Origin of the sequence: Williamsia sp. (assembly GCF_036566845.1) — a bacterium.
In the GTDB taxonomy this organism is placed as follows: Bacteria; Actinomycetota; Actinomycetes; order Mycobacteriales; family Mycobacteriaceae; genus Williamsia.
In genome coordinates this window covers 36,559-43,385 of the sequence record NZ_DATCVM010000159.1, presented here as the reverse complement: position 1 = coordinate 43,385, position 6,827 = coordinate 36,559, and the positions used below count along the sequence as shown (strand labels likewise).

The 6,827-nt window shown below is 66.5% G+C and carries 6 protein-coding genes; 2 read left to right on the top strand and 4 right to left on the bottom strand.

The annotated features are described in order from the left end of the window. The coding region (locus tag VIQ49_RS15515) for an acyltransferase (RefSeq protein WP_331886146.1) at positions 1–608 on the bottom strand (608 nt) is incomplete at its 3' end. A gap of 126 nt (positions 609–734) precedes the next feature. Between VIQ49_RS15515 and VIQ49_RS15510 the strand changes: the two genes are divergently transcribed. Next, positions 735–2,084, top strand: a complete 1,350-nt coding sequence (locus tag VIQ49_RS15510) for a DUF3068 domain-containing protein (RefSeq protein WP_331886144.1) — start codon at positions 735–737, stop codon at positions 2,082–2,084. A gap of 80 nt (positions 2,085–2,164) precedes the next feature. Here VIQ49_RS15510 and VIQ49_RS15505 read toward each other — a convergent pair whose 3' ends face one another. Genes VIQ49_RS15505 through VIQ49_RS15495 form a run of 3 tightly spaced genes read right to left on the bottom strand, consistent with a single transcriptional unit; the run spans position 2,165 to position 5,398 of the window. Further along, complete coding sequence (locus VIQ49_RS15505) at positions 2,165–3,145, bottom strand: LLM class F420-dependent oxidoreductase (protein WP_331886142.1); 981 nt, start codon at positions 3,143–3,145, stop codon at positions 2,165–2,167. Beyond that, the gene (locus VIQ49_RS15500; protein ID WP_331886140.1) at positions 3,142–4,344 is read right to left on the bottom strand and encodes a polysaccharide biosynthesis protein; all 1,203 of its coding nucleotides are present in this window, start codon (positions 4,342–4,344) and stop codon (positions 3,142–3,144) included. The genes VIQ49_RS15505 and VIQ49_RS15500 overlap by 4 nt, the downstream gene beginning before the upstream one ends. A 13-nt stretch (positions 4,345–4,357) precedes the next feature. After that, positions 4,358–5,398: a DMT family transporter gene (locus VIQ49_RS15495; protein ID WP_331886138.1), complete on the bottom strand. Its 1,041-nt coding sequence runs from the start codon at positions 5,396–5,398 to the stop codon at positions 4,358–4,360. Positions 5,399–5,420: 22 nt separating this feature from the next. Here VIQ49_RS15495 and VIQ49_RS15490 point away from each other — a divergent pair, with 22 nt between their 5' ends. Continuing rightward, a complete protein-coding gene (locus VIQ49_RS15490; protein ID WP_331886136.1) occupies positions 5,421–6,791 on the top strand; it encodes a PLP-dependent aminotransferase family protein in 1,371 nt (456 codons plus the stop codon). Positions 6,792–6,827 lie beyond the last annotated feature (36 nt).

The window sequence follows — 6,827 nt, the reverse complement described above, 5'->3', positions numbered from 1 at the left end:
TTCTTCGCCTCGACGCCGGCGGCCAGTGGCAGTGCATCGGCAACCCAGGCCCAGCCCAGGCTGATCACACCCGTGGTCACCAGCACCGGGATCCGCCACCGCGCCGCCGGGCCACGCAGGCGCAGCATCAGCCAGGCGATCACCGGCAACGCCAGATAGAAGCTGACCTCCACCGACAGGCTCCACATCTGGGTGAGTCCGGCGGTCAGGGTCAATGGCACGTACACCTGGGTGAGCGTGAGGTTGGCGATCCAGACGGTGAAACTGGCAGGCCGCGCATCGGGCAGAAGGCAGAGGACCACCACCACGACCACCACGTAGGCGGGCCAGATCCGGACCACCCGGTGACGCAGGTACCGCCAGGTGGTGGGCACCTTACGGCGCAGGTTCCGGGCGGCTTCGGCGTGCGGGCGCCAGAGCAGATAGCCCGAGAGCGCGAAGAACACTGCCACGGCCATGTCGAAGCGGCCCCACACCGCTCCGAGCCAGCTGCCGTCCACCGATCCGGTCTGGAACGCGACGTGGGTGACCATCACACCGATGGCGGCGAGTGCCCGCATGCCTTCGAGTGCCCGATTGAAACCGGCGGCCGGTGGCGGAGAGCTCATGATGAGCCCAAACGTACCTGGCACGCCCTCAGAAAGCGGCGTCGAGGCAGCGAACGCACATGCCGTGGCTGTTAGTCTCGCTGTGCCCGTAAGCGTTGCCGCTCAGACCTGAAGGAGAATTGCCGGATGGCACCTGCGCCACGAATCTCAGCAAAGGACCTCATCGGTCCGGTCGCGATCTTCTTTGGGACATTGCTGCTGGTTTCAGCCATTGCCCTGCCGCTCTATTACACGGACACGCTCAAGAAGACGCCGATGGACCTCGACCTGACGAGTGTGGCTGCGAGCCAGCCCCAGCAGGGGGTGTCCGGGAGTGATGGCCAGCCGGCGAAGATCTTCAACAGTTGTTCGGTCAGCGAACCCCGTGCCGAGGTCTCCGATGCCCGCCTGACGCAGCAGCAGCGCGTGATCGTGGTCGACCCGGCCGACGCCGACATCGCAACGTTCCAGGCCGGCAACTCCATCCGCATCGATTCCTACACCAACGGCGACGAGACGGTCACGCCGTCGACGATCGGCGGCGAGGACGGGTGCATGACGTCGCTGCTCACCGCGACGCGCGACCTCGTCACCACCAATCGGGAGACCGCCGAGCCGCAGATCTCCGGGGGCGGCCAATCCGAGGTCAAGGTCGACGCCAGCGACAACAGTGTCAGCCTTCCCGATCGCACCGGCCTGCAGTACCGGTTCCCGTTCGGTGTCGAGAAGAGTGACAAGTACCAGTACTTCGATCTGACGACGCGAACCACCAATCCGCTGACGTACGTCGATGATTCGACCGAGATCCACGGAGTCAAGACCCTCCACTTCACCCAGGAGGTTCCGGAAGTCGACCTGAGCACCCTCGTCGATGCCAACGATCAGCAGTTGGCGGGCACGTCCCTCGATCAGACCGCGGGCTGGTACGGCGGATTCCCCGGCTCCCGCAACAGCGACCGGTTGCCGGCCTCGCTGGTGCAGTCCAGCACCCGCGATCTCTACGTCGACCCCGTCAGCGGCACGATTCTCAATGAGCAGCAACACATTCGGCAGTCGTACAAGCTGAACGTCAGCGAGGATTCTCCGCAGGAGATGCTCGACTACCGGCTCACCGCGCTGGACGTGGTGTTCTCATACGACCAGGACACCCAAGAGGCATTGGCGTCGGACGCGAAGAATCTGAGCGATCCGATCACCCTGTGGGGCCGCTGGATCCCGATCGTCATCGGCATCGTCGGCGTCTTCCTGCTCGCGGTGGGTATCTGGCTCTTGTTCCGAGGCGGCGGTCAGCCGAAGCCGGCCGCCGCGGCCGATGGCCCCTCCGAACCCGAAGAACCCGAAGAACCGCAGTATTCGGGACGGCAGTACGTGCCGCAGCAGTACAACGAACCACAGCAGTACGAGCAGCCGTATGATCCGGATCAGACCAGGCAGATCCCGGTCGTCAAGGATGACGGCGACGGTTTCACCGATTGGTCCCCGCCCAGAGGTTCCTGAGACAAAACCACCCGTTCCGGTCAGAACCACCTGTTGTGCAACAGCTGGGTTCGACCGGAACGGGTGGTTTGCGGTGAGTATCAGTTCACCAACGGGGACAACGCATTTGCCGCGAGCGTGATCATCCCCGGCACGTGCCCGTTGGAGATCATGTTGATGGTGATGCCGTCGATGCCGACGTCGAGCACCCGGTTCTTGATCTGAACCGCGACCTCGTCGGGCGATCCGACGAAGAACCGATCGGTGGCCTCCGCCCACTTCTCGGCACCGACCTCTTCGCTGTCGAGTCCGCGGGCCTTCATCATCTCGACGAGGTTGGCGCGGGCCTTGTCGCCGTCCGGGTCGAGGAGCACGGTCGCCAGGAAGCTCGTCTTGAGCGTGCTGCGGTCACGCTCGACCTCGTCGCACCGCTGCGCGAGCGCCTCGAGCTTGCGCGGGAGTTCGGTGGCCGGCGCGATGATGTTGAGGTGCTGAGCGTAGCGGGCCGCCATGCCGAAGGTCTTCTTCTCGCCGCCTCCGCCGAGCATGATCGGGATGTCGGTGCGGAGTTGCGGATGATTCCGGGTGCCGTGCGCCTGGTACCACTTGCCGTCGAGCTCGGGCTTGTCGCCGCGCAGCATCGGCTCGATGATCTGCAACGCTTCCTCGAGACGCTCGAAGCGTTCGGTGAAGGTGCCGAACTCGTAACCCATCTCCTGGTGTTCGAGTTCGAACCAGCCGGCACCGAGTCCGAGGATCGCGCGGCCTCCGCTGATCACATCGAGGGTGGTGATGGTCTTGGCCAACAGCGCCGGGTTTCGGTAGGTGTTGCCGGTGACCAGGGTCGAGAGTTTGATGTCCGACGTCGCGGTGGCCAGCGCACCCAGGGTGGTGTACGCCTCGAGCATCGGTTCGTCAGGATCGCCGATACCGGGCAATTGGTAAAAATGGTCCATCATCAAAACCGTGTCGAATCCGGCACTTTCGGCTTCCTGGGCCTGCGCTATGACCGTCGGGAAGAGTTCGGACACGCCACCGGGGTAGGAGAAGTTGGGGATTTGATAACCGAGTCGAATGCTCATGCGTCAACAGTACGACTCTCGCCGATCCGGCGATGGGTTCCGAGTGCGGCGAACGTGAGTGCGGTCCCGACCACCGCGCAGCCGGCGGCGGTCACCGCCAGCGTCGTGATGCTGTGCGCCCACACCACGATCACCACGATCTCGACCACCAGCACCACCCAGCTCAACGCAGCGACGAGGGTGCGGTCGGCGGCGATCGCGGCGAGAAGGCCCACCTGCAGGATCGACAGGGCACTTCCGGTGAGCGCGAACACCCAGAGAATCGGCACCACCGGGCGGTATTCATCGCCGACGAGAACCGGGATCAGCGGTGCGCAGATCGCCGCCCCTGCCACCACCACCGCACCGATCCCGGCGAGCCACACGACCGCCGTTCTCAACGCGTCGCGGGACTGGGTGGCATCGGCGAACTGCGGGAACAGCACCACCCCGATGGCCTGCGGCAACCAGAAGGCGGCTTTGGTCGCGATGGTCCCGAAGGCGTAGACCCCCGCGTCGTCTTCGCCGAGCAACGGACGCGACAGCAGCAGATCCACCGACGACAGCGCGATGAGGACCAGTTGCACCTGCGATGCGCGCAACACCATGGTCAATGCCAACGCGTGCGTCGACACCCCGTGCACCGACGGGGAGGCTCCGGTCCGTGTCACCGCGACCCACACCCCGACTGCGGCAAGTGCGGCACCGCACGCGGTGGCGGTCAACGCGCCGGCGGCACCACCACCGGCCGCCAGGAGGACGATACCGGGGACGGTGCGCAGGATGCCCACGCCCGCCAGCACCCACGAGAGAATCGAAAAGTATTGCCGTCCTTGAAGAATTCCCTGGCCGGCAGCGATCAGGACCAGCAACGGCGCGGTGGCGAACGCCGCGATGGTGCCGGCCGGGCCGGTGTCGGCGATCGCCATCATCACCGGCACCGCGATCGCGGCGGCGACCAGCACCGCAGCGGTCGTCCGCAGGGTGATCGAGATCAGATCGGCGGTTGCCCGGCCCCGCACCACTTCCCGGGCGATCACCACCTGCAGGGCGAGCGCGGGCACGCCGAGGATCAGCATCGCCTGGAGCAGGACGGCGAACTCGCCGTAGGCACTCTCGGTCAACCAGCGGGCGGCGGGCACATGGATGAGGTAGCCACAGATGTTGGCGACCATCGTCCCGACCGCAACACCTCCCACACCCGCCATCCGGTTCGCCATGGCGTTCAGTGTCTCAGGGCCCCCGCTCCCCCCTGAATTCGCTCCGCCTCCCGACGTTCGATCCTGTTGCAACGGGTGCGTATGCCGGTACGCGGAGCGAATTCGGTGTGGTGGGGGTGTGCGTCCTCGCCTTCTGTGCGATCCAGACGAGCAGGCCCAAGACGATGCCGACGACGTAGATCCAGGCATCGGGACGTTCGCCGAGCAACAGCGCCGACCACACGATGGTCAGGAGAGGCTGGATCTGCTGGAGCTGCCCGATCCGCGCGATGCCGCCGCGGGCCAGACCGCCGTACCAGGCGAAGAATCCGAGGAACTGCGAGATCACCGTGATGTACACCATCCCCGCGACCACCGACACCGTCAGCGAGACCGTGCCCCCGATCAGAGCCGCGATCGCGACCGGTATCGACAGTGGGAGCAGCAGAACCAACGACCACGAGATGCTCTGCGCACCGCCGATCCGCTTGGCCACCGATCCGCCGACCGCATAGCCGAACCCGGCGCTGACGGTGGCCAGGAACATCCAGAGATGACCCCACCCCAGAGTGAACCCTGACAGGCCCGACGGACTGGTCGAGAGCAGGTAGGCGATCAGCACCAGGACCCCGGCGCCGGTCGCCGCCCAGAACAGCCCCGGCAGTCGTTCGCCGGCCAGGAGTGCGGCAAATGTTGCCGTCAGTGCAGGCAGCAGACCGAGGATCACCGCTCCGGTGGCCGAGTCGATGCGTTCCAGGGCAAGTGACGAGAAAAGCGGGAACCCGACGACCACACCCAGGCCCGAGCACACCAGTGCGGCCAGGTCACCACGGCCGGGCAGCGACGCCCGGACGGCGAACAGGTAGGCGAGCGCCAGCAGCCCGGCCAGTGCGGCGCGCAATGCGGTCACGGTGAAGGCATCGATCCCCGCGACCGCGAGTTTGTTGGCCGGCAGGGAGAAACTGAAGGCCAGGACACCCAGCCCACCGAGCAGGAGCCCCGCCGGAAGAACACGCGAACCATCGGCGTTATCCGATATCCACGTTTTCGATGGACTGTTATCCTTGACTCTCATGTTCAACGATAGCGGAGTATCAGTGCTTCGCGATAGTCTGCGCACGCTGATCGCCGGCAGCAAACCTGGGACCCGACTCCCCTCGGTCCGGTCGCTGCAGCAGGACCACCGGGTCTCGCCCAACTCCGTCCAGCGGGTCCTGCGAGAACTGGCGGTCGAAGGATTGGTCGACGTCCGTCCCGGTGCCGGTTCGTTCGTGGCGACCGCCGCACCGCCGCGAGCACCCGCCGACACCTCATGGCAGGAGTCGGTTCTCGGCAGCCGCATCCCACCGGAACTCACCCGGACACTGGACCTGTGGCGCATCCCGGGATCCGATGTCATCCGGCTCAAGGGCGGCTACCTCGACAACGAACTCCTCCCCCGCGCCGCCCTCGACGCCGCGATGACCCGTGCAATCAAGCGGACACCGAGTTGGGGCCGATATCCGATCGAGGGCAGCGAAGACCTCCGGCGCTGGTTTGCCGCCGAGATCGACGGCGTGCACGCATCCGAGGTGATCGTGACCGCCGGCGGGCAGAGCGCGCTGTCCGTCGCCATCCGGGCGCTGGTCCGGCCCGGCGAGCCGGTGATCGTCGAAAGCCCCACGTACACCGGCACAATCGCCATCGCCCGAAGCCACGGCGCCGATGTGATCCCGGTACCGACCGACTCCGACGGCATCCGAACCGACCTGCTCGCCGACGCCATCGACCGCACCGGCAGCCGTCTCGTGGTGCTCCAGACGGCCTTCGCCAACCCGAGCGGTGTCACCCTGTCTCGTGCCCGCCGCGACGAGGTACTCGCTCTGGCACAACAGCATTCGCTGTTCGTTCTCGAGGACGACTATGCCCGCTACCTCGGCATCGACCACGAACCGCCACCGCCGCTGATCAGCCAGGACCGCAGCGGCCATGTGGTGCACGTCCGTTCGCTGTCCAAGCCGGTCGGACCGGGGCTACGGGTCGCAGCGCTGTGCGCCCGGGGTCCCGCGCTGGCCCGACTACGGGCGGCGAAAACCCTCGACGACTTCTACGTATCGGGCCCGATCCAGGAGACCGCCGTCGAATTCCTGAACTCTCCCGCCTGGCCCCGCCACAACCAGATGGTCCGCCGGACCCTCGGCGAGCGACGCGATGCCCTGCTCGCCGCCATGACCCGCCTGCTCCCGCACGTGGACATCCCCCAGGTGCCCCACGGTGGTCTGCATCTGTGGGTCGCGCTACCCACCGGTGTCGACGACCGCGACGTGGCGGCCGCGGCCTACGCCGAGGGCGTCCTGGTCGGCGAGGGCACTCCGTGGTTCCCGGCCGGGTTCGACCACTCCCACCTGCGCCTCACCTTCGGCGAGACGCCGGCGCCGATGATCACCGAGGCGGTGACCCGGCTGGCGCGGGTCCTGCCACCCGGCTGATCCGACGCGCAGACGCTGCGCAGTCGAAGGCCACGT